We start from the raw sequence: 22,425 nt of genomic DNA on the forward strand, positions 1-22,425 counted from the left end.
TCGGTTCTCTCGACGGTCTCAGTTCACAGCGGACGTCGCTTCGACATGACGCGGTAATGTCACCCGGATACGGGTTCCGCGTTGGCTTTGAATGTCAGCCGGGCTGTCGATGGTGATCTGTCCATAATGCTCTTCAACGATGGAATAGACCAGTGCAAGGCCCAGACCGGTGCCTTCGCCAGGGTCCTTGGTGGTGAAAAAAGGTTCGAACAATCGGTCCATGATGTTCTTCGGAATACCTGTACCTTCGTCTTCCACAATCAGGTCGACGGTGTGTTCGCTGATTTCACTCTTGACCCTCACTGCACAACCGGCAGGGGAGGCATCACGGGCGTTGGACAGCAAGTTGATCAGCACTTGGGCCAGACGTTGAGGGTCGCCATCGACCCAGTGGTCGGGATCGCAGAGGTTGTAAAACTGCACCTCGAAATTGCGCCGGTTCAAGGCCAGCAGTCCGATGGCATCCTGGGCTACTTCGGCCAGACAAACGGGCTCATCGTTGTGTTGATGACTGCCGGCATGGGCAAAGCTCATCAAGGACTGGACGATGCGAGAGATGCGTTTGGTCTGCTCAAGAATCTGACTGCTGATTTCGGTCAATTCGCTGTCGTCTTCCCGTTCTTCGCGCAGGTTCTGCGCCAGGCAGGCGATGCCGGTGACCGGGTTGCCGATTTCATGAGCCACCCCCGCCGCAAGGCGTCCGATACTGGCCAGGCGCTCGGAGTGCACCAGTTTGTCTTCGAGCATCTGCGTTTCTGTCAGGTCTTCGACCAGTAACACCAGGCCACTGTTACCTGGGGCCAAGGGTTCATCAATGGCCGCCTTGTGCAAATTCAGCCAGCGAGTCTGGCCATCGAGGGCCAAATGCTGCTTGTGCAAGTGTTCGTCGGGCAGGTCGATGAAGCCTTGCAGCAGCTGGCGCCAAGGGTCGCCCAGAGTGTTCAGTCGTGAGCCCACCACCCGTTGCGCCGGGATGCCGGTCAGCTCTTCCATGGCCTTGTTCCACATCAGGATTTCCTGATCCTTGGCCAGCGAACACACGCCCATGGGCAGTTCTTGCAAGGTTTGGCGGTGATAGCGGCGCAATGCATCAAGTTCGGCGGCCAGGCCTGTGAGGCGTGAGTGATAGTCTTCCAGCCGGCTTTCAATGAAGTGAATGTCTTCGGTGACGTAATTTTCGCCGCCTGATTTGTAAGGCAGGAAGGTTTCGACCATGTCTTGCGCGACGCTGGGGCCCATCAAGCCGGAGAGGTTGGCTTCAATCCGGTCCCGCAGGCGCCGCAAGGCATATGGCCGTCGTTCATCGAAGGGAAGGTAAAGATCGCGCAAGGCTTGCTCGACTTCCTTTTGCGCAGCCTTGGCCCCCAGCGGCTTGGCCAGTTGCGTGGCAAATTCTTGTGGCGAGGCCGCATGCAGTTCACGACGTTGCGGGCGCCGCACGTTGTCGACGGCACACGCTTCTGCGGCGCTGGTTTCTTCAGCGCTGGCATTGGTGAACAGCGAAATCAGGGTGAACATCAGGACGTTGGCGGCCAGCGACGCGATGGCTGCCATGTGCCAACTGGTTTCGTCCAGCACGTAGATCATGTTCAGCCACGGGATGTAGAACCCCTGGAAGTTGCCGACCAGCGGGAACAGCATGCTGATCATCCAGACGCTGATCCCCGCCAATAGCCCGGCGATGAAGCCGCGACGGTTAGCGGTTGGCCAGTACAGTACCGAGAGTACGCCCGGCAGGAACTGCAGCGTGGCCACAAAGGCGACAATGCCCAGGTTGGCCAGGTCCTGCTCGGCACCCAGCAGCAGGTAGAAACCATAGCCGGCCATGATGATGGCCACGATCAGTGCCCGACGGGTCCATTTCAGCCAGCGGTAGATATTACCTTCGGCTGGTGGTTGGTACAGCGGCAGCACCAGGTGGTTCAAGGCCATGCCGGACAGCGCCAGGGTGGTGACGATAATCAGGCCGCTGGAGGCGGACAGGCCGCCAATATAGGCCAGCAATGCCAGGGATTTGCTGTTTGCAGCAATGCCGATACCGAGGGTGAAGTACTCGGGGTTGGTGGTGGCGCCGAGTTTGAGTCCCGCCCAGAGAATCAGCGGTACGGCCAGGCTCATCAACAGCAAAAACAGCGGCAAGCCCCAACTGGCACTGACCAGCGCTCGCGGGTTGAGGTTCTCGGTGAAGGTCATGTGATACATGTGCGGCATGACAATGGCGGAGGCAAAAAACACCAGCAGCAGCGTGCGCCACGGCCCTTCTTGCAGGGGCGTGTGCAGGGCGGCGAGGGCGGTCTGATTTTGCAGCAGCCACACTTCAAGTTGCTGCGGGCCATCGAACACACCGTACAGCGCATAAAGGCCGACGCCGCCAATGGCAATCAACTTGATCACTGACTCAAAGGCAATGGCAAACACCAGGCCTTCATGTTTTTCACGGGTTGCGATATGCCGCGAGCCGAAGAAAATCGTGAACAGGGTGATCAGTGCGCAGAAACTCAGGGCGACACGATGCTGTACCGGCTCGCGGGTCAGGATGCTGATGGAGTCTGCTACCGCCTGGATTTGCAGGGCTAGCAGCGGCAGCACGCCAATCAACATGAAAATCGTGGTGAGCGCTCCGGCCCAGGTGCTGCGAAAACGAAAGGCGAACAGGTCGGCGAGCGATGAGAGTTGATAGGTGCGGGTGATTTTCAGAATCGGGTACAGCAGCACCGGGGCCAGCAGAAAGGCCCCGGAAACGCCGAGGTAGCTGGAGAGGAACCCGTAGCCGTACTCGTAAGCGAGGCCGACCGTGCCATAAAACGCCCAGGCGCTGGCGTACACGCCAAGTGACAAGGTGTAGGTCAGCGGGTGACGAATGATTGCGCGCGGGATCATGCCGCGTTCACTGATCCAGGCTACGCCAAACAGCACCGTCAGATAAGCGGCGCTGATGAGGATCATCTGGGTCAGGCTAAAGCTCATCGGCATCTTTTTGGCTCTGCAGAATAAAGGTCACAACGATCAGAATCAGCCAGAGCAGATAGGGCCTGTACCAGGCGCCCGTCGCGTCGATCCACCAATCCATGATGGCGGGAGAAAACAGGTAGATCCCGACAACCAGTAACAGGACCAATCGATAGATATACATCCTGCCCTCACTTTTACAGGCCGCATGCCCAAAAACGTGCGGCGATGGTAACGGATGGCTGGCAACCTGCAAGGGCTGTCAGCGTAATTGCGCTTCGGCCAGGGTCAGCGTACGCGGGATAAGGTTAGCGTCCCAGTGCGTGATCGCCCAATCGAGGACTTCACGCGGGGTGGCATCATTCAGGCAGTCATCGGTGACCTGGCCCAATGTGCGCAGGGCACGAAGCAGTAACGGTGTGGCCTGATCGGGTGTCAGGGGCGGCGAGCGGTAGGATTTTCCGAGCTTGTGGCCATCGGGTTGCACGATCAGCGGCACATGCAGATAACGGGGCTGCGACAATCCCAGCAGTTCTTGCAGATAGAGCTGACGCGCAGTGGAGTCGAGCAAATCGGCCCCGCGCACGATATCCGTCACTCCCTGCCAGGCATCATCCAGCACCACGGCCAATTGATAGGCATACAGGCCGTCGCGGCGGCGAATCACAAAATCCCCCACCTCCCGACCCAGATGCTGTCGATACTCACCCTGCACCCGGTCTTCGAAGGCATAGGTCAATTCGGGAACGCGCAGGCGTATGGCGGCATTGTCCATCGAATGGCCCGCGTTTCGGCACAGCCCCGGGTAAATGCCGTTGTATCCCTCCAGTTGCTTGCGCGAACAGGTGCAGGCGTAAGCCAGCCCCAGGCTGAACAGTCGATCCAGCACTTCGGCGTAAGCAGCGTGTCGGTCGCTCTGGCGAACCAGCTCGCCATCCCATTCAAAACCATAGCGCTCAAGGGTCTCGAGAATCGCGGCCTGGGCACCGGGCATTTCCCGCGGCGGATCGAGGTCTTCCATGCGCAGCAACCAGCGGCCGCCCACTGCACGGGCATCAAGATAAGAGGCGAGGGCGGCGACCAACGAGCCAAAATGCAAGTGGCCACTGGGCGTTGGGGCGAAGCGCCCGATGTACGAAGGGTTGGAGGAAACCGTCATGACATAAATCCTGTAACCGCTACCGCAAGCTGCGATGAGGGTGGTGCGCTACGCAGATGCAGTAACCCCGATACTTTGTAGACCCTTCGGTTCTTAGCGTTGCCTACGGCAGCGGCTACAGAGCGGGTGACCAAACTTCAGAAACAAAAATGGGGCGTTCGCACGCCCCATTCGATCAAACCGGCGATTATTTGCCGACTTGTTTTTCCTTGATTTCAGCCAAGGTTTTGCAGTCTACGCACATGTCGGCAGTAGGACGGGCCTCGAGTCGACGGATACCGATTTCAACGCCGCAGGATTCGCACCAGCCGTATTCTTCGTCTTCGATCAGTTGCAGCGTCTTGTCGATTTTCTTGATCAGCTTGCGCTCGCGATCACGAGCACGCAGTTCCAGGCTGAATTCTTCTTCCTGGCTGGCGCGGTCGGCCGGGTCAGGAAAGTTTGCCGCTTCGTCTTTCATATGATCAACGGTGCGGTCGACTTCCTGCATCAAGTCCTGTTTCCACTTTTGCAGAATTTTGGTGAAGTGCTTGCGCATGGGCTCGCCCATGTACTCTTCGCCTTTCTTTTCAACGTAGGGTTCGAACCCGCTAAGTTGACTATTCTGTTGCTTTGCTTGTGTGGGCATGAAATGGACCGCCTCTCATTCTTCTAATCCATTGCGCAGGATTGCAACATCACCGACACCTGCCGGCCCTGCGGCTGCAAGCGGGCGAACTTACCAGATCAAATCGGGCCGCGCTACTCCCGGTTGTCTAGCTCGCTGTCAGTGGTTGTACGCAGAGCCTGTGATCCTTGAGATTAGTGGCTGATTAATAATTCTAGTCGAGCTATGACGGGCGCTTGCGCCGTTTGGTTCTACTGGGCAGCCGCTTAAGACAGTAATTCGCTCTCCCTTAGGGCCTTGCTTGGGTAGAATCGGCCTTTTGCTTACCCAGGAAGGCAGGCTCATGGCTCAGTCATACAGTGCGCGCAGCCGCGCGATCGAACCGTTTCACGTGATGGCGTTGCTGGCGCGTGCCAACGAGCTCCAGGCGGCGGGGCATGATGTGATTCACCTGGAAATCGGTGAGCCGGACTTCACCACTGCTGAGCCGATCATTGCTGCGGGTCAGGCGGCACTGGCTGCCGGAAAGACCCGCTATACCGCGGCTCGCGGCTTGCCTGAACTGCGCGAGGCGATCTCGGGCTTTTACCGTGACCGCTACGGGTTGAACATTGACCCTTCCCGTATTCTGATCACGCCCGGAGGTTCCGGGGCTCTGCTTTTAGCCAGCAGCTTGCTGGTCGATCCTGGAAAGCACTGGTTACTTGCAGATCCGGGCTACCCTTGTAACAGGCATTTCTTACGCTTGGTTGAAGGTGCCGCGCAGTTGGTGCCCGTGGGGCCCGATGTGCGTTACCAACTGACTGCCGAACTGGTCGAGCGCCACTGGAACCAGGACAGCGTTGGGGCGTTGGTGGCATCTCCGGCTAATCCGACCGGTACGATTCTGACCCGCGACGAGTTGGCGGCACTGTCGGCCGCGGTCAAGGCGCGCAACGGGCATTTAGTGGTGGACGAGATTTATCACGGCCTGACATACGGCTGCGATGCGGCCAGTGTGCTGGAAGTCGATGACAGCGCCTTTGTGCTCAATAGTTTCTCCAAGTATTTCGGCATGACAGGCTGGCGCCTGGGTTGGCTGGTGGCGCCACCTGAGGCGGTGGCCGACCTGGAGAAACTCGCGCAGAACCTCTATATCAGCGCTCCCAGCATGGCCCAGTACGCCGCGTTAGCCTGCTTCGAGCCGCAGACGCTGGCCATTCTTGAAGAGCGCCGGGCCGAATTTGGGCGCCGTCGGGATTTCCTGTTACCCGCCTTGCGTGAGCTGGGCTTCGGTATTGCGGTGGAGCCGGAAGGCGCGTTTTACCTGTATGCCGACATCAGTGCTTTTGGCGGTGATGCCTTTGATTTTTGTCGGCATTTTCTTGAAACGGAACACATCGCCTTTACCCCGGGCCTGGATTTCGGTCGCTTTCAGTCCGGGCACCATGTGCGCTTTGCCTACACGCAAAGTCTGCCACGGTTGCAGGAGGCTGTTGAGCGAATCGCCCGCGGGCTCAAGAGCTGGAGCAACTGATGCAGTTTTTGCCTGTGCTGGAAGAAGGGCGTTTGCTGAAGCGCTACAAGCGTTTTTTGGCCGACATCGAAACCGTGACAGGGGAACTGATGACAATCCACTGTCCGAACACCGGCTCAATGCTCAATTGCATGGTCGAGGGCGGGCAAGTCTGGTTCAGTCGTTCCAATGACCCAAAGCGCAAGTTGCCCGGCACCTGGGAGATCAGTGAAACCCCGCAAGGTCGATTGGCGTGCGTGAACACCGGGCGCGCCAATCGTTTGATCGAGGAAGCCCTGCTGGCCGGGGTGATCACTGAATTGAACGGCTTTACCGCCCTCAAGCGAGAAGTGGCGTACGGGCAGGAAAACAGCCGGATTGATTTTCGCCTGGAATACCCCGAAGGTTTTGCTTTCGTGGAGGTCAAAAGCGTCACCCTGGGGTTTGATGGGTCGCGTGTGGCGGCCTTTCCGGATGCCGTGACCCAGCGTGGCGCCAAACATTTGCGGGAGCTGGCGAGCCTGGCTCGGGATGGCGTGCGGGCGGTGCAGTTGTATTGCGTCAATCTCACGGAGGTCGACGCCGTGCGCCCGGCCGAAGAAATCGACCCGGGGTATGCCGCAGCCTTGCGCGATGCCATGGCTGCCGGGGTACAGGTGCTGGCCTATGGTGTGAGCCTGAACGCTGATGCAGTGGTGGTCGATCGTCGTTTAGAGGTCATCATCTGAGGTTTCAGGCATAAACCAGACACCTTGGCTGTCTTCTTGGCAGGCAAGGGCCGTCAGTGATTGCCCGGCGCAAGGTCCGGCAACACATTCCCCGGTTTCAATCAAAAACAGCGCGCCGTGGGTGGCGCACTGGATGAGGCTGGCGCTGGCGTCTAGAAACTGGTCCGGTTGCCATTCCAGTGGGACGCCCCGATGGGGGCAGCGGTTTTGGTAGGCGTATACCCGGCCTTCTCGTCGAACCGCGAACACACGAAGCCCCGCGTATTCGAAACCACGGCTGCAGCCTTCGGACAGCGCTTCTGAGGGGCATAGGAACTTCATTTCAATCCTTAAATAGCGACCGCATGTGGGGAGACGGTTGTTTCAGAGCGGGTTAAGAGGTTGACGTGCAAATGCAAACAATTATCAAATGGCCGGATGCCCTGTGATGTGTTGTTTTATGGTGCGGGATTTAACCTGTCCTGCCGAGCCCTCTTTTCAAGGAACGCCCTGTATGCGCCTGAGTACCCGCCTGATAACGCTCTGTGCAGGTCTTGTGATCAGTCATGTCGGCCTGGCTGGCGAATTGCCGCAACGTTGGGTCAGTGCGGGCGGAGCGCTCTCTGAGTGGGTCACTGTCCTGGGCGCGGAGTCTAAATTGGTTGGGGTCGATACCACCAGCCAGCACCCTGAATCACTTAAGGCATTGCCCAGCATCGGGTATCAGCGTCAGCTGTCTGCTGAAGGGATTCTGAGCCTGAAACCGGACATTCTGATTGGCACGCAAGAGATGGGGCCACCCACCGTATTGACGCAGATTCGCGGCGCGGGTGTGCCGGTTGAGGTGTTCTCTGCGAATCCTGATGTGGCAAGCCTTGAAACTACACTCACGCACTTGGGGCGTCTGTTGGGTGAAGAGGATAAAGCCGCGCAGGTGTTGGAGGATTATCGCCAGCAACTGGAACAGCACCAGCAGCGGGTCATGCGAGCACAAGCCGCGCACCCGGCGCCTGAAGTGTTGTTGCTGTTGGGCCATGCCGGCGGCAAACCATTGATTGCCGGCAAGGACACGGCGGCGGACTGGCTGTTAACGCAGGCCGGTGGCCGTAACCTTGCAACCCATACGGGCTACAAGCCATTTTCGGTGGAAGCGCTGGCAGGTTTGAATCCTGAGGTCCTGGTGTTTTCGGATCGCAGCCTGACGGGGGAGGCCGCACGTGAAGCGTTGATGAAGGAAAACCCGATCCTGGCTTCCACACGCGCAGCCAAAAACGCTCGAGTATTCGAACTGGACCCTACGTTGTTGGTGGGGGGGCTGGGGCCGCGTTTGCCGGCCAGCTGGAAGCGACTGACGGCTGAGTTTTACCCTTCGGTCCCGGTCAGCGAATGAGAACCAAGGTCAAACCCCGTACCTTATTTATCAGCCTGACGGCGCTGTGCCTGTTGGCGACCTGGTTATCGCTGGCGCTGGGGCCGGTGAGCCTGCCGTTATTTGACACCTTGCGGGCTGCCTTACGCTTGGTCGGCCTGCCGGTCAAAGGCGAGGGGCTGGAGCAGGCCGAGCTGATTCTGGGGCAGATTCGTTTGCCCCGGACGTTGCTGGGGTTGGCGGTCGGCGGCGTTCTGGCACTGTCGGGCGTGGCGATGCAGGGGCTTTTCCGTAACCCGCTGGCCGATCCCGGATTGGTCGGTGTGTCCAGCGGCGCGGCATTAGGGGCGGCAATCGCGATTGTCGGCGGGGCCGCATTGGGCGGCTTGCCAGATTTTCTTGGGCCGTACGTGCTCTCCTTATGTGCGTTTCTGGGTGGATTGGGTGTGACGGCGCTGGTGTATCGATTGGGGCGCCGTAATGGGCAGACCCATGTTGCCGTGATGCTGCTGGCAGGGATTGCGCTGACGGCATTAGCCGGTTCGGCGGTGGGGTTATTCACGTATCTGGCTGATGACGCGACCTTGCGCACGCTGACGTTCTGGAATCTGGGCAGTCTGAATGGCGCCAGTTATGCCCGACTTTGGCCACTGCTGATTGTCACGGCAGGCGTAGCGTTGTGGTTGCCCCGACGGGCGAATGCACTCAATGCGCTGCTCCTGGGTGAGTCGGAAGCCAGTCATTTGGGGATCAATGTTGAGGGCCTCAAGCGCGAATTGGTGTTTTGCACAGCCCTGGGCGTGGGGGCCGCAGTCGCGGCTGCCGGGATGATCGGTTTCATCGGTCTGGTGGTCCCGCATCTGGTGCGATTGCTGGCGGGGCCCGACCATCGGGTGCTGCTACCCGCTTCCGTACTGGCTGGCGCGTCCTTGCTGTTATTCGCCGACCTGATCGCGCGGTTGGCCCTGGCGCCCGCTGAGCTGCCTATCGGCATCGTGACCGCTTTTCTGGGGGCGCCGTTCTTCCTTTATCTTCTGCTGCGAGGCCGACACTGATGCTGCGAACGGAAAACCTGCAGATTCGCCGCGATCGCAACGTCGTGCTGGCGGGGGTCAGTCTGGAGGTTCGTCCTGGCGAAGTGCTGGGTGTGCTGGGTCCCAATGGTGCGGGTAAAAGCACACTTTTGGCGGCACTCTGCGGCGAGCTGGCGCCGAGCGAGGGCCAGGTCTGGCTGGATGAGCAAGCATTAGGCCAATGGACGGGTGTGCAGCGAGCGCAGCGCCTTGCCGTTCTTCCACAAACCTCGACCCTGGATTTCGCCTTTCGGGTTGAAGAGGTGGTCGGCATGGGCCGCTTGCCCCATCAGACCGGCCGTGTGCGTGATGCAGAGATCATTCACGCAGCCTTGCAAGCGGCCGATGTCGAACATTTGACGGGGCGCAGTTATCTGGCGCTGTCCGGTGGCGAGCGCCAGAGGGTGCATTTGGCTCGGGTACTTGCGCAATTGTGGCCGGGTCAGGACGGGCAAACGCTGCTGCTCGATGAGCCGACCTCCATGCTTGACCCTTTGCATCAACATACGACGTTAAAGGCCATTCGTGCGTTTGCGGATCGGGGCGCTGCGGTGTTGATCATCCTGCATGACCTGAACCTGGCTGCGCGGTACTGCGACCGACTGTTGTTGCTCGAAAAGGGGCGTCCACGAGCGCTCGGGTGTCCGCAAACAGTATTGCAGCCGGGTGTGTTGAAGGCCGTGTTTGGGCTGGATGTATTGGTGCAGCCGCATCCGGAGCTGGGCCATCCGCTGATTATTGCGCGCTGAATGATTGCGCCAGATGCCTGCTGCCCGGCACTTTAGAGCAGGCAAAAAAAGACCCGGCAAGAGCCGGGTCAAATAACCGTGATTAGCCTGATGAGGAGATTTTCTGAGAGTCCGAACCAAGGGCCTTCCAGAAGATCGGCTGGTCTCGCGACCAGATGGCGTAATCATAACAATTCTCATTTCCAAGTCAACAGCTGTTTTCTGCCTTTCATCACATCCATTGTAAATAGTCGTTTCAGCCCTTCAGAGACGTCGATAAGTTGTTGACCTGCTGGTTCAGTGCTTCTTTACGTTCAGCTGGAATATCGTTCCAGTGAACATCCAGCAGGGCGCCCTCTATTGCATAAAGCAGCACTTTAGAAGCTCTGAAACCACGGGCCTTGACGGCTCTGTAAGCATCGACTGCGCCGAGGCGTTTCAAATCCGAGGCGCTATGAATGCCTACCGCATGCAGCCACTGCGCAGATGTCTTTCCCAGATTCTTCAAGTGCTGGAGTTCATCGTTCATCAGCGCTCCTTGCGACGGCGTGAGCTCAGCGTTTATTGGACGAAGCGGGTCTAATACGAGTGTAGCGCCGGATAGGAAAATCGCAGTGCGTTAGTCGCTTTTGGAACAAGGAGCGTAGACCAAAAGCGTTCGCCGGTTGTCAGCGCGTGCTTGAAAAAGCTTAAAGGCGAGAGGGTAGAGCGTTTTTGGTCAGTGGCCACATTGGGCAGGCAACGATGGGGGCATCTGGATCATGTGTCGTATTTGTCGGGTACGGTGGGAGCGGGTCGTGAAACCAGGGCGGTTCCACGACCTGCTTATGCTTACAACCCCGGCAAACGCTGACGGATATCAGCGATCAGAGTGTCCAGGCTTTTACTGTTATGCGTTTCAACACGCTTGCTGTGCAAAACCTCATCGGCCCCCAGGGCTTCACGACTGGCCTGCTGAGCCTTGACGACTTCGAGGGTGGCATCCGATGGATCAGAGCCAATGGCTTGGCGGTGAGCCAGCCAGCCTTCGATGACAGCGTCTGGCGCGGTGCAATCAAGAATCAGGCAAGGCACACCCGTGGCCTCGGCCACTTTGGCTGCAGCATCGCGTTGTTCGCGCTTGAGGTAAGTGGCATCAATTACGACGGGGAAGCCCGCACGCAGTACGGTGCCTGCCATTTCGTGCAGTTTTTTGTAGGTCACAACGCTGGCGTCAGCATTATAAATGCCGCCCCCCAGGCTGTTATCCGCCGTCTGCTCACCAAACAATTGCTTGCGTACCACATCCGAGCGCAAGCGAATTGCGCCGAGGGATTCAACCAGTCGCATGGCTACCGAGCTTTTGCCTACAGCTGATACGCCGTGGGTGATGCTCAGGAAGCGTGAAGGAATGGTGCTATAGCTCTCTGCCAGATTGGCGTAGTTGCGGTATTGGCGCAGGGTTGCCGCGCGCTGAACGGGGCTGGCCTCGGTAGGCATGCTGAACAGGCTGACCTTGGCGCGAACCAGCGCACGGTAGGCTTTATAGAAGTTCAGCAACTCAAGCCCCTGGTAATCACCGGTCAGCTCCAGGTACTGGCTGATAAAGCGTCGAGCCAGCGACTTCAGGCCGCGGTCTTCAAGGTCCATCGCCAGAAAAGCGGTGTCGGCATAAACATCGGTGAAGCGGAAAGGTTCGTTGAATTCGATGCAATCGAAAATGACGACCTTGCCGTCGATGATCGTGGCGTTGCCCAGGTGAATATCCCCGTGGCATTCCCGGATAAAGCCTTCAGCCTTGCGCTGTTCGAACAGTGGCTTAAGCCGGGTAAAGCTCGCCTCTGCCCAGGCTTGCAGCGCTTCGAGTTGCAGCAGGTCGGCTTTGTCCGAAAGGAAAGGACGAATTTGCTCGAAGTTCTGGCGTACCGGTTCCATGACGGCTTCCGGGGTTCCCTGGTGGTGCTCTTGAGGGACTTGCGGGGCGTTGGCATGGAAGCGGGCGATTTGCTGAGCCATTTCATCGATATGGGCTGTGTTCAATTCGCCATTAGCCTGCAGCGTGCTCAGCAACTGGCTTTGCGGGAACTGACGCATTTTCAGCACGTATTCGATGGCCGGACCTTCGCCACCCAGTACGGGGGCATCGGCAGTGCCGGTGATGGGCAATACTTCGAGATACAGGCCTTCGGTCAGACGCTGGTTAAGACGCAGTTCTTCATTGCAGAAGTGCTCGCGACCACTGAGCTCGGTGAAATCAAGGAAACCGAAATTGACCGGTTTCTTTAATTTGTAAGCGTAAGGGCCGGTCAGGATGACCCAGGAGATATGCGTCTCTATCACCTGAAACCCATCGACTTCATGAGGGTAGAGGTCCGGGTTTTGCAGGGCGGCAATCAAGTTCTGGCTCACAGTTGATCCTTCAAGGTCTGGAAAATTCATGGCCGCCATTATGGCGGCTGGCAGCGGTAGTGCAAACCGCCGGACTGCGCATGATGAACGTGAACAAAGTGCGTATAATCTTGCGCCATGACTCGTACTCAATCCCCTCGTTCCCGTTCCAAACGTCCTTCCGGCGGCTTTCGGCCCTGGCTGGGCTGGGCACTTAAGCTCAGTCTGGTCGGTCTGGTGGTGCTGGCAGGTTTTGCCGTCTACCTGGATGCCATCGTGCAGGAGAAGTTCTCCGGCAAGCGCTGGACCATTCCGGCCAAGGTCTATGCCAGGCCGCTTGAGCTGTTCGTCGGCCAAAAGCTGAGCAAGAGCGACTTCCTCACAGAACTTGATGCCCTGGGATATCGTCGTGAAAGCGCGGTCAGTGGCCCGGGCGCGGCATCCGTCAACGGCAATACCGTTGCGCTCAATACCCGCGGCTTCCAATTTTATGAAGGTGCTGAACAGGCACAACCGGTGCGCGTGCGCTTTTCCGGCGATTATGTCGCCGAGCTGACATCGACCAATGGTTCCAAGTTACCGGTCGTACGGCTGGAGCCATTGCTGATTGGTGGCTTGTACCCGAAAAACCTCGAAGACCGCATCCTGATCAATCTGGATCAGGCGCCGCCATTCTTGCTAGAAACACTGGTGACAGTGGAAGACCGCGATTTCTATCATCACTTTGGCGTTTCGCCCAAGTCGATCATGCGCGCCATGTGGGTCAACACCTCTTCCGGACAAATGCGTCAGGGGGGCAGTACCCTGACCCAGCAGTTGGTCAAAAACTTCTACCTGACCAACGAGCGCAGCCTGAGTCGCAAGTTGACCGAAGCAATGATGGCGTTGCTGCTGGAACTGCACTACGACAAGCGTGAAATCCTTGAGGCCTATCTCAATGAAGTGTTTGTTGGCCAGGACGGTCAACGTGCCGTCCACGGCTTCGGCCTCGCCAGTCAGTTCTTCTTTAGCCAGCCGTTGTCTGAGCTCAAGTTGCATCAGGTGGCATTGCTGGTCGGGATGGTCAAAGGTCCTTCCGCTTATAACCCTCGACGTCACCCCGAGCGCGCACTTGTGCGCCGGAACCTGGTGCTGGACTTGCTGGAACAGCAAGGTGTGGCAACGGCCGAGCAAGTGGCTGCAGCAAAGAAAATGCCATTGGGCGTGACCAAGCGCGGGAGTCTGGCGGACAGTTCGTTCCCGGTTTTTCTGGATTTGGTCAAGCGTCAGTTGCGTGAAGACTATCGTGACGAAGACTTGACCGAGGAAGGGTTGCGGATTTTCACCAGCCTCGATCCTATCCTGCAAATGAAGTCTGAAGCGGCCGTTGGAGAAACCTTCAAGCGACTGGCCGGGCGCAAGGGCTCGGATGCCGTTGAAGCAGCGATGGTGGTGACCAACCCTGAAACCGGTGAGGTTCAAGCGCTTATCGGTAGTCGTTTGCCAGGGTATGCAGGCTTTAACCGTGCACTGGATGCGGTGCGGCCAATTGGTTCGTTGATCAAGCCGGCGGTGTATTTGACGGCACTTGAGCGACCAAGCCAATACACGCTGACCAGTTGGCTGTCAGATGATCCGCTGTCGATCAAAGGTGCTGATGGCCAGATCTGGAAGCCGCAAAACTATGATCGTCGATCCCACGGTACGGTCTTTCTGTATCAGTCGATGATGAACTCCTACAACCTCGGAACCGTAAGGTTGGGGCAGCAAGTGGGTGTTCCGAACGTGCTTAAAACGTTGGCCCGTCTCGGGGTTGAGCGTGAATTCCCGGCGTTCCCGTCCATGTTGCTGGGGGCGGGTGCATTGAGCCCGATCGAAGTGGCGACGATGTATCAAACCTTGGCCAACGGTGGCTTCAATACCCCGATGCGGGGTATTCGCAGCGTACTGACGGCAGAAGGTGAGCCGCTCAAGCGCTATCCTTTCCAGATTCAGCAGCGCTTTGACCCGGGTTCGATCTATCTGATCCAGAACGCGATGCAGCATGTTATGCGTGAGGGGACGGGGCGCTCGGTCTATAACGTGTTGCCAAGAAATCTCGCATTGGCCGGTAAAACCGGTACCAGTAATGACTCGCGCGACAGTTGGTTTGCAGGTTTTAGCCAAGACTTGCTGGCAGTGGTGTGGCTGGGGCGCGATGACAATGGCAAGACCCCCTTCACCGGCGCTACCGGCGCCTTGCAGGTGTGGACCAGCTTTATGAACAAAGCCGATCCGTTGCCGCTGGATATGCCACAACCAGACAACATTGTTCAGGCCTGGATTGACCCGCACACAGGGCAAGGATCTGATGCCAGCTGCCCGGGTGCCGTTCAGATGCCGTATATTCGCGGCAGTGAGCCACCAGCGGGCGCCAATTGTGATGCGCAAGCACCCGCAACCGGCGAAGCCGTGATGGATTGGGTCAAGGGCTGGTTGAATTAAGCAAAGAGGGTTTGACGTGAATAAGTGGTGGATTCCGGCTGTTTCAGCCCTGGCTTTGCTCAATGGTTGCGCCAGTGTGCCTCAAGGGTCGATCCCGGTGGTAGATTCTGGTGTTCCAGTGTCGAACAATGAGCGTGTATCGGCACAGCGTACGGCGGGGAATTACCCACAAGCCACCGCGCCGCGTGCCGCACAAACGCAATCGATTACAGAAGACTCGGGTGTGGTGGTCATGATTCCGGGGGGCGGTGCAGCGGTCTCCACGCCGATCAGCAGTGAGCCTTTCACACCCGGGCCTATAACGCCGGGTCCGGCGGCTGCGCCAATCAGTACGGGCAGCTACACGCCGAGCAGCACTTACCGCGCCCCCGCGCCTGTCATGCCAAGCGGCATTCCATCGAGCAGCGGTGGACTGTCTGCTGACGAGCAGTTGGACGGGCCGGTCCTGGCTTTGCTTACCACCGCTCAGCAGCAGCAATCCAGTGGCGACTTGAACGGCGCTTCGTCAAGCCTTGAGCGAGCGCAGCGAGTCGCACCCCGTGAACCCCAGGTGCTTTATCGTCTGGCGCAGGTACGCATGGCTCAGGGCGATGCCGCTCAGGCGGAGCAGTTTGCCCGTCGTGGCCTGACCTTTGCCAACGGTCGTCCGGACCTGCAAGCCAGCTTGTGGGAAGTGATTGCCCAAGCACGTGAAAAACAAGGTGATGCAGCGGGTGCGGCTGCCGCTCGTCAAAAAGCCAAGGTGAGGTTGTAATGGCAATGGATCCGCGTATCCCGGCAATTGCCGATCATTTATTGCTGATAGAGCACGAGATGCGGATCCAGGGTCTGTGGAGTGATGCAGTCCCCGGGGCGGACGCCTTGGCCAGTACGGAACCCTTCAGTGTCGACAGGCTGGAGTTTGAAGAGTGGGTGCAGTGGATCTTCTTGCCAAAGATGAAGCTGCTCATCGAGCAGGGACAGCCACTGCCCAGTGTTTCCGGAATCGCGGAGATGGCCGGTCATGTCTTCGGGCAGCGTCGAGGCAACTGGAAACCTTTGCTCAAGCATTTCAAAGATTTTGACCTTCTGATCAGCACGTCTGCCTGATGTATTGACTGCCAGTTTGCGCTGGCAGTGATTCTCTTTCTCGAAAAAAACCCTGATGGCACGTTTTCTTGTGAGTTCTCATACGCTTATGTTGAATAAAGCGAACAGATGACTTGACTTGGGCGAGCCTAATGAGAAGAATCGAAAGTCCGCTGTAGAGGGACTGCCAGAAGCAGACCCTCTCAGCAGACCATGAGGCGCATACCCGCGCCGACTTGTTACACCCGCAACGCGTTACCTCGCGCTGGGTGGGAAAACCCCGCAATACTTGGGGAGCTCCCAATACTTGCTCAGTCAGTGCTGACGTAGTCGGCGACCACCGTCGCTCATGCTCTGCTGAAAAGTAAACCTATTAAGACCCGTTCGCTTTTTTGTGGACGGTATTCTGGCGTTTTAGAGGTGAACAACGTGGAGCTTTTATCTGGCGGTGAGATGCTCGTCCGCTTCTTGCGTGACGAAGGTGTCAAATATATCTACGGGTACCCGGGTGGTGCTCTGCTGCATGTCTACGACGCACTGTTCAAAGAGCCGGACGTTACCCACATCCTGGTTCGCCACGAACAGGCTGCAACCCATATGGCTGACGGTTATGCCCGTGCCACCGGTAAAGCCGGTGTAGTACTGGTCACTTCCGGGCCGGGTGCTACCAACGCCATTACCGGTATCGCTACTGCCTACATGGACTCCATTCCGATGGTGATCATTTCTGGCCAGGTGCCTAGCACTATGGTCGGAACCGATGCGTTCCAGGAAACCGACATGATCGGTATCTCCCGGCCCATCGTTAAGCACAGCTTTATGATCAAGCATGCTTCGGAAATCCCGGAGGTCATGAAAAAGGCCTTCTACCTCGCGCAATCCGGTCGTCCGGGCCCGGTGGTGGTTGATATCCCGAAGGATATGACCAACCCGGCCGAGAAGTTCGAATACGTTTTCCCGAAAAAAGCCAAGCTGCGCTCCTACAGCCCGGCCGTTCGTGGCCACTCTGGTCAAATTCGCAAAGCGGCAGAGATGCTTCTGGCAGCCAAGCGTCCTGTTCTGTACGCAGGCGGTGGCGTTATTTTGGGCGGCGGTTCTGCACCGCTGACCGAACTGGCGAAAATGCTCAATGTACCGGTGACCAATACGTTGATGGGCCTGGGTGCATACCCTGGCACGGACCGTCAGTTTGTCGGGATGCTGGGCATGCACGGCAGCTTCACCGCCAACATGGCCATGCATAACGCTGATGTGATTCTGGCAGTCGGTGCGCGTTTCGATGACCGTGTAATCAACGGCCCATCCAAGTTCTGTCCGAATGCCAAGATCATCCATGTTGATATCGACCCGGCCTCCATCTCCAAGACCATCAAGGCAGACGTGCCAATTGTCGGTCCTGTAGAGAGCGTGATGACCGAAATGGTCGCGATCCTCAAGGAGATTGGCGAGACTCCGAATGCGGAATCTGTTGCCAGCTGGTGGAAGCAAATCGATGAGTGGCGCGGCGATCGCGGCCTGTTCCCTTATGACAAGGGCGACGGCAGCAAAATCAAGCCTCAAGCTGTGATCGAGATGCTTTGCGAAGTGACCAAGGGCGATGCATTCGTAACGTCCGATGTGGGTCAGCACCAAATGTTTGCGGCTCAGTACTACCGCTTCAACAAGCCTAATCGCTGGATCAACTCGGGTGGCCTGGGCACGATGGGCTTTGGTTTCCCGGCTGCGATGGGTGTAAAACTGAGCTTCCCTGACGCTGACGTTGCTTGCGTGACGGGCGAGGGCAGCATTCAGATGAACATTCAGGAGCTGTCGACGTGTTTGCAGTATGACCTGCCGGTAAAAATCATCAGCCTGAACAATGGTGTTCTGGGGATGGTTCGCCAGTGGCAGGACATGAACTACGGCAGCCGTCACTCGCACTCCTACATGGAGTCGTTGCCTGACTTCGTCAAGCTGGCTGAGGCTTATGGACACGTAGGCATTCGGATCACCGATCTGAAAGACCTGAAGCCCAAGATGGAAGAGGCCTTTGCCATGAAAGATCGCCTGGTCTTCCTGGATATTCAGGTCGATACCAGTGAGCACGTTTACCCGATGCAGATCAAAGATGGCTCCATGCGCGACATGTGGCTGAGCAAGACGGAGCGTACTTAATCATGCGGCACATTATTTCTTTGCTTCTTGAAAACGAACCGGGTGCCTTGTCTCGCGTTGTCGGTCTTTTTTCGCAACGTAACTACAACATCGAAAGCCTGACGGTTGCGCCAACGGAAGATCCGACCTTGTCGCGATTGACGCTGACCACGGTGGGGCACGATGAGATCATCGAGCAGATCACCAAAAACCTGAACAAGCTGATTGAAGTGGTCAAGCTGGTCGACTTGTCGGAGAGTGCTCACATTGAGCGCGAACTGATGTTGGTCAAGGTCAAGGCTACGGGTGCCCAGCGCGCAGAGATCAAACGCACCACGGATATTTTTCGCGGGCAGATCGTCGATGTCAGCGCCAGTGTGTACACCGTGCAATTGACAGGAACCAGTGACAAGCTCGACAGTTTCATCCAGTCGATTGGTACCGCATCGATTCTTGAAACGGTTCGCAGTGGCGTCACCGGGATTGCCCGTGGCGACAAAGTACTCAGCATCTAAATCTAACAATTAGTAAATGGCCGGAATGGCCTGGATATAAGGGAAAATCATGAAAGTTTATTACGACAAAGACTGCGACCTTTCGATCATCCAGGGCAAAAAAGTAGCCATTATCGGTTACGGCTCCCAGGGCCACGCACAAGCCTGCAACCTTAAAGATTCTGGCGTGGACGTTACTGTTGGTCTGCGTAAAGGTTCGGCCACTGTCGCCAAAGCTGAAGCTCATGGCCTGAAAGTGACTGATGTTGCCAGCGCTGTTGCTGCTGCCGACCTGGTCATGATCCTGACTCCGGACGAGTTCCAGTCGGCACTGTACAAAAACGAAGTTGAGCCGAACATCAAGAAGGGCGCCACCCTGGCGTTCTCCCACGGTTTCGCGATCCACTACAACCAGGTTGTTCCACGTGCTGACCTCGACGTGATCATGATCGCGCCAAAAGCACCGGGCCACACCGTGCGTTCCGAGTTCGTAAAGGGCGGCGGTATTCCTGATCTCATCGCTATCTATCAGGATGCGTCGGGCAACGCCAAAAACGTAGCACTGTCTTACGCAGCCGGCGTGGGTGGCGGTCGTACCGGCATCATCGAAACCACGTTCAAGGACGAGACTGAAACCGACCTGTTCGGCGAGCAGGCTGTTCTGTGTGGCGGTACTGTAGAGCTGGTAAAAGCCGGTTTTGAAACACTGGTTGAAGCAGGCTACGCGCCAGAAATGGCTTACTTCGAGTGCTTGCACGAGCTGAAGTTGATCGTTGACCTCATGTACGAAGGCGGTATCGCCAACATGAACTATTCGATCTCCAACAACGCTGAGTACGGTGAATACGTTACCGGCCCTGAAGTGATCAACGCCGAATCCCGTCAGGCCATGCGCAATGCATTGAAGCGCATTCAGGACGGCGAGTACGCCAAAATGTTCATCAGCGAAGGGGCTACTGGCTACCCGTCGATGACCGCCAAGCGTCGTAACAACGCCGCTCACGGTATTGAAGTCATCGGCGAGCAACTGCGCTCGATGATGCCTTGGATCGGCGCTAACAAAATCGTCGACAAAGCAAAGAACTAAGTTCATTGCGAATAGAAAAAACGCGGCCCTGGCCGCGTTTTTTCGTTTAAGCGGCCGCTTCTGGTATAAAGCAGGATCGTTTGTGGGTGAAGGTTGGCCCCAAGCTTCTATCGAAACTTTCCATATCGTTGCAAGGTAATGTCCATGAGCGAACGTCCCGAAGAGCCAAAACAGGCCTCTGACGCCGATAGCCTGCTGCCTATCGATGAGCATGTCGAAGAAGGGCATGACGCCGAAGGTCGCAAAGTCCGGCACCGTGGTATCTATCTGCTGCCGAACCTTTTCACCACCGCGAACCTGTTCGCCGGTTTTTATTCCATCATCAACTCTATGAGCGCCCAGAGTGCGCTAAGTGCGGGTGATGCTGCTGGAGCCAGCAAGTACTTTGCGTTTGCGGCCATCGCGATTTTTGTTGCGATGGTGCTGGATGGCCTTGATGGTCGTGTAGCCCGTATGACGAACACCGAAAGTGCCTTTGGCGCGGAGTATGACTCCCTGTCGGACATGGTGGCCTTTGGCGTAGCGCCTGCATTGCTGGCATTTGGCTGGGCGCTGGGTGATATGGGTAAGGTTGGCTGGATGGTGGCCTTTATCTATGTGGCTGGCGCGGCTTTGCGCCTGGCGCGTTTTAACACTCAGGTCGGAACTGCAGACAAGCGTTACTTCATTGGTCTGGCCAGCCCGGCTGCTGCGGGTGTAGTGGCTGGTATTGTCTGGGCATTCAGTGATTTCGGGATCCAGGGGTCGAAAATGTCCTTCCTGGTTGCCTTATTGGTGGCGGCGGCTGGCATGTTGATGGTCAGTAATATCAAGTACAACAGTTTCAAAGAGCTGGACTTGAAGGGACGTGTTCCTTTTGTTGCGATCCTGGCCGTAGTTTTGGTGTTTGCAGTGGTATTCAGTGATCCTCCACGCATTTTGCTGCTGGCATTTCTGGTGTATGCGGCATCGGGGCCAGTCCAGTACTTACTGCGTCTGCGCCGCAACAAAGCGTAAGGTTGATGTAATTTCTCCCGAACTCCGTAGTCTATTGGTGCATCAGTCCTCCAATGCTGCGGAGTTGTCATGCTCATCAAGCTGCCCAAAGCGTCCGACTCCAAAGAGTCGGACGTCACGCCTGAATCCTTCTATCTATCTCGCCGTGCACTGCTGGGCAGTTCGCTCGGTGGCTTGGCTATGGGCGTACTTGCGCCGTGGGCAAATGCTGATGTAGCCGCCCGCTATGCCGATGTTGAACCGGGCAAGGCGCCGCAGTGGTTTGTAGAGAAACTCCCGCAGACCCAATGGCAGGCAGTCACTGTGCAAGGCGAGGCCATCACGCCTTTCAAAGACGCGACGCATTACAACAACTTCTACGAATTTGGTACGGACAAGGGCGACCCGGCGCAGAACGCGGGTGGGATGAAGACGGAGCCCTGGAGTATTGTGGTAGACGGAGAGGTCGGCAAGCCTGGGCGTTATGCGCTTGAAGATTTCATGAAGCCTTACCAGTTAGAGGAGCGGATTTACCGTCTGCGCTGCGTCGAGGCCTGGTCAATGGTCATTCCCTGGATAGGGTTTCCTTTGTCGGCACTGCTCAAGCAAGTAGAACCTACCTCCAAGGCCAAATTCATACGTTTTGAAACATTGCAGGATCCGAAGGTGATGCCGGGGCAGCGCTCGGGTTTTGCACTGATTGACTGGCCTTATGTGGAAGGTTTGCGGCTCGATGAGGCGATGAACCCATTGGCAATATTGGCGGTGGGGATGTATGGGCGCGAGTTGCCGAATCAGAATGGTGCGCCCTTGCGCCTGGTTGTTCCGTGGAAGTACGGCTTCAAAAGTGTGAAATCCATTGTGCGAATCAGCCTGGTCGAGGATCAGCCGAAAACGACATGGCAGGGCATTGCCGCTGATGAGTACGGGTTTTACGCCAATGTTAATCCTGAGGTGGACCATCCGCGCTGGACTCAAGCGCGTGAGCGACGCCTGCCTAGCGGCCTGTTCAGTCCTAATGTCCGTGAAACCCGGATGTTCAATGGTTACGAGGACGAGGTTGCTTCTTTATATAGTGGCCTCGATCTGCGGAAGAACTATTAATGCGATTTGCTGCCTGGCGTATTGGTGTCTTTGTCACGATTGCCGTGTGGCCCCTGTTTTGGCTTTATGAAGCCTGGAGTTTTGCTCTGGGGCCGGATCCGGGGAAGGTCTTGCTCGACCGGCTTGGGCTGGGGACGCTAATCCTGCTGTTGGTCACTCTTTGTATGACGCCGCTGCAAAAGCTGACGGGTTGGCCGGGCTGGATAGTCGTTCGCCGTCAGATAGGGCTGTGGTGTTTTGCTTATGTTGTGCTGCATCTGTGTGCCTACTTGGCATTTGTGCTGGGATTCGATTGGTCGCAGCTGGGGGTGGAATTACGCAAGCGGCCTTACATCATTGTCGGCAGCTTGGGCTTCTTGTGTTTGTTTGTCTTGGCGCTGACCTCCAATCGCTACAGTCAGCGGTGGCTGGGAGCGCGCTGGAAGAAGCTCCATCGCTTGGCGTATGTGGTTTTGGGGCTGGGGTTGCTGCATATGCTCTGGATTGTTCGAGCTGACCTCAAAGAGTGGTCGATCTACGCAGCTGCAGGTGCGTGCCTTATGCTGTTCCGGATCCCGGCGGTGATGCGCAGGGTCCCGCGTATATATAAGAAGAAAACTGGTCCAGCCACTTAAAAGGGAATTAACCCTTGACTCCAAAATTCTACG

General features: G+C 57.1%; 21 protein-coding genes. 14 read left to right on the forward strand and 7 right to left on the reverse strand.

Features of this window, described 5'->3' with window-relative positions; genetic code table 11:
* Positions 1-18: 18 nt before the first annotated feature.
* The 4 genes from AWM69_RS18690 to dksA all read right to left on the reverse strand — a co-directional run bounded on the left by AWM69_RS18690 (position 19) and on the right by dksA (position 4,736).
* The gene (locus AWM69_RS18690) at positions 19-2,973 is read right to left on the reverse strand and encodes a sensor histidine kinase (RefSeq protein ID WP_162199361.1); all 2,955 of its coding nucleotides are present in this window, start codon (positions 2,971-2,973) and stop codon (positions 19-21) included.
* Complete coding sequence (locus tag AWM69_RS18695) at positions 2,957-3,133, reverse strand: hypothetical protein (RefSeq protein ID WP_003176118.1); 177 nt, start codon at positions 3,131-3,133, stop codon at positions 2,957-2,959. The genes AWM69_RS18690 and AWM69_RS18695 overlap by 17 nt, the downstream gene beginning before the upstream one ends.
* Before the next feature lie 78 nt (positions 3,134-3,211).
* A complete protein-coding gene (gene gluQRS / locus AWM69_RS18700; RefSeq protein ID WP_131654982.1) occupies positions 3,212-4,108 on the reverse strand; it encodes a tRNA glutamyl-Q(34) synthetase GluQRS in 897 nt (298 codons plus the stop codon).
* 187 nt (positions 4,109-4,295) lie between these two features.
* The gene (gene dksA, locus AWM69_RS18705; RefSeq protein ID WP_003439669.1) at positions 4,296-4,736 is read right to left on the reverse strand and encodes an RNA polymerase-binding protein DksA; all 441 of its coding nucleotides are present in this window, start codon (positions 4,734-4,736) and stop codon (positions 4,296-4,298) included.
* A 322-nt stretch (positions 4,737-5,058) separates the two neighbouring features.
* Here dksA and AWM69_RS18710 point away from each other — a divergent pair, with 322 nt between their 5' ends.
* Positions 5,059-6,231 carry a pyridoxal phosphate-dependent aminotransferase gene (locus tag AWM69_RS18710; protein ID WP_218727924.1) on the forward strand — a complete coding sequence of 391 codons (1,173 nt, stop codon included), beginning with the start codon at positions 5,059-5,061 and terminating at the stop codon, positions 6,229-6,231.
* Positions 6,231-6,938, forward strand: a complete 708-nt coding sequence (gene sfsA / locus AWM69_RS18715) for a DNA/RNA nuclease SfsA (protein ID WP_218727925.1) — start codon at positions 6,231-6,233, stop codon at positions 6,936-6,938. The genes AWM69_RS18710 and sfsA overlap by 1 nt, the downstream gene beginning before the upstream one ends.
* Here the strand turns inward: sfsA and AWM69_RS18720 are convergent.
* Entirely contained in the window at positions 6,921-7,259 is a 339-nt protein-coding gene (locus AWM69_RS18720; protein ID WP_218727927.1) for a Rieske (2Fe-2S) protein, read from the reverse strand. The genes sfsA and AWM69_RS18720 overlap by 18 nt on opposite strands.
* A gap of 172 nt (positions 7,260-7,431) precedes the next feature.
* Between AWM69_RS18720 and AWM69_RS18725 the strand changes: the two genes are divergently transcribed.
* Genes AWM69_RS18725 through AWM69_RS18735 form a run of 3 tightly spaced genes read left to right on the forward strand, consistent with a single transcriptional unit; the run spans position 7,432 to position 10,108 of the window.
* The gene (locus AWM69_RS18725; RefSeq protein WP_218727929.1) at positions 7,432-8,307 is read left to right on the forward strand and encodes a hemin ABC transporter substrate-binding protein; all 876 of its coding nucleotides are present in this window, start codon (positions 7,432-7,434) and stop codon (positions 8,305-8,307) included.
* Positions 8,308-8,357: 50 nt separating this feature from the next.
* Complete coding sequence (locus AWM69_RS18730; RefSeq protein ID WP_218727941.1) at positions 8,358-9,341, forward strand: iron ABC transporter permease; 984 nt, start codon at positions 8,358-8,360, stop codon at positions 9,339-9,341.
* Positions 9,341-10,108 carry a heme ABC transporter ATP-binding protein gene (locus AWM69_RS18735; protein WP_218727931.1) on the forward strand — a complete coding sequence of 256 codons (768 nt, stop codon included), beginning with the start codon at positions 9,341-9,343 and terminating at the stop codon, positions 10,106-10,108. The genes AWM69_RS18730 and AWM69_RS18735 overlap by 1 nt, the downstream gene beginning before the upstream one ends.
* A 235-nt stretch (positions 10,109-10,343) precedes the next feature.
* On the opposite strand, the gene AWM69_RS18740 is transcribed toward AWM69_RS18735, so the two are convergent.
* Positions 10,344-10,616: a TfoX/Sxy family protein gene (locus tag AWM69_RS18740; protein WP_131654989.1), complete on the reverse strand. Its 273-nt coding sequence runs from the start codon at positions 10,614-10,616 to the stop codon at positions 10,344-10,346.
* A gap of 302 nt (positions 10,617-10,918) precedes the next feature.
* The gene (locus AWM69_RS18745) at positions 10,919-12,475 is read right to left on the reverse strand and encodes a bifunctional aminoglycoside phosphotransferase/ATP-binding protein (protein ID WP_131654990.1); all 1,557 of its coding nucleotides are present in this window, start codon (positions 12,473-12,475) and stop codon (positions 10,919-10,921) included.
* 117 nt (positions 12,476-12,592) lie between these two features.
* On the opposite strand from AWM69_RS18745, the gene mrcB reads away from it, so the two are divergent.
* From mrcB to msrQ, 9 genes are all read left to right on the forward strand, one after another.
* Positions 12,593-14,917 (forward strand): penicillin-binding protein 1B, encoded by a 2,325-nt coding sequence (mrcB, locus tag AWM69_RS18750; RefSeq protein WP_131654991.1) that lies wholly within the window; start codon positions 12,593-12,595, stop codon positions 14,915-14,917.
* Between the two features lie 16 nt (positions 14,918-14,933).
* Positions 14,934-15,671 carry a tetratricopeptide repeat protein gene (locus tag AWM69_RS18755; RefSeq protein ID WP_218727933.1) on the forward strand — a complete coding sequence of 246 codons (738 nt, stop codon included), beginning with the start codon at positions 14,934-14,936 and terminating at the stop codon, positions 15,669-15,671.
* Positions 15,672-15,676: 5 nt separating this feature from the next.
* Positions 15,677-16,006, forward strand: a complete 330-nt coding sequence (locus AWM69_RS18760; protein WP_131655003.1) for a YqcC family protein — start codon at positions 15,677-15,679, stop codon at positions 16,004-16,006.
* 408 nt (positions 16,007-16,414) lie between these two features.
* Complete coding sequence (locus AWM69_RS18765; protein WP_048383774.1) at positions 16,415-18,139, forward strand: acetolactate synthase 3 large subunit; 1,725 nt, start codon at positions 16,415-16,417, stop codon at positions 18,137-18,139.
* 2 nt (positions 18,140-18,141) lie between these two features.
* Positions 18,142-18,633, forward strand: a complete 492-nt coding sequence (ilvN, locus tag AWM69_RS18770) for an acetolactate synthase small subunit (protein ID WP_018609360.1) — start codon at positions 18,142-18,144, stop codon at positions 18,631-18,633.
* A 49-nt stretch (positions 18,634-18,682) separates the two neighbouring features.
* Positions 18,683-19,699, forward strand: a complete 1,017-nt coding sequence (gene ilvC, locus AWM69_RS18775) for a ketol-acid reductoisomerase (RefSeq protein WP_048383755.1) — start codon at positions 18,683-18,685, stop codon at positions 19,697-19,699.
* A 144-nt stretch (positions 19,700-19,843) separates the two neighbouring features.
* Positions 19,844-20,695, forward strand: coding sequence for a CDP-diacylglycerol--serine O-phosphatidyltransferase (gene pssA, locus AWM69_RS18780; RefSeq protein WP_131654993.1), 852 nt, complete (start codon positions 19,844-19,846; stop codon positions 20,693-20,695).
* 69 nt (positions 20,696-20,764) lie between these two features.
* Positions 20,765-21,778 carry a protein-methionine-sulfoxide reductase catalytic subunit MsrP gene (gene msrP, locus AWM69_RS18785; RefSeq protein ID WP_218727935.1) on the forward strand — a complete coding sequence of 338 codons (1,014 nt, stop codon included), beginning with the start codon at positions 20,765-20,767 and terminating at the stop codon, positions 21,776-21,778.
* A complete protein-coding gene (msrQ, locus tag AWM69_RS18790) occupies positions 21,778-22,392 on the forward strand; it encodes a protein-methionine-sulfoxide reductase heme-binding subunit MsrQ (protein WP_218727937.1) in 615 nt (204 codons plus the stop codon). The genes msrP and msrQ overlap by 1 nt, the downstream gene beginning before the upstream one ends.
* Positions 22,393-22,425 lie beyond the last annotated feature (33 nt).

This window comes from Pseudomonas sp. D1HM, from assembly GCF_019266105.1.
Classification (GTDB): domain Bacteria; phylum Pseudomonadota; class Gammaproteobacteria; order Pseudomonadales; family Pseudomonadaceae; genus Aquipseudomonas; species Aquipseudomonas taetrolens.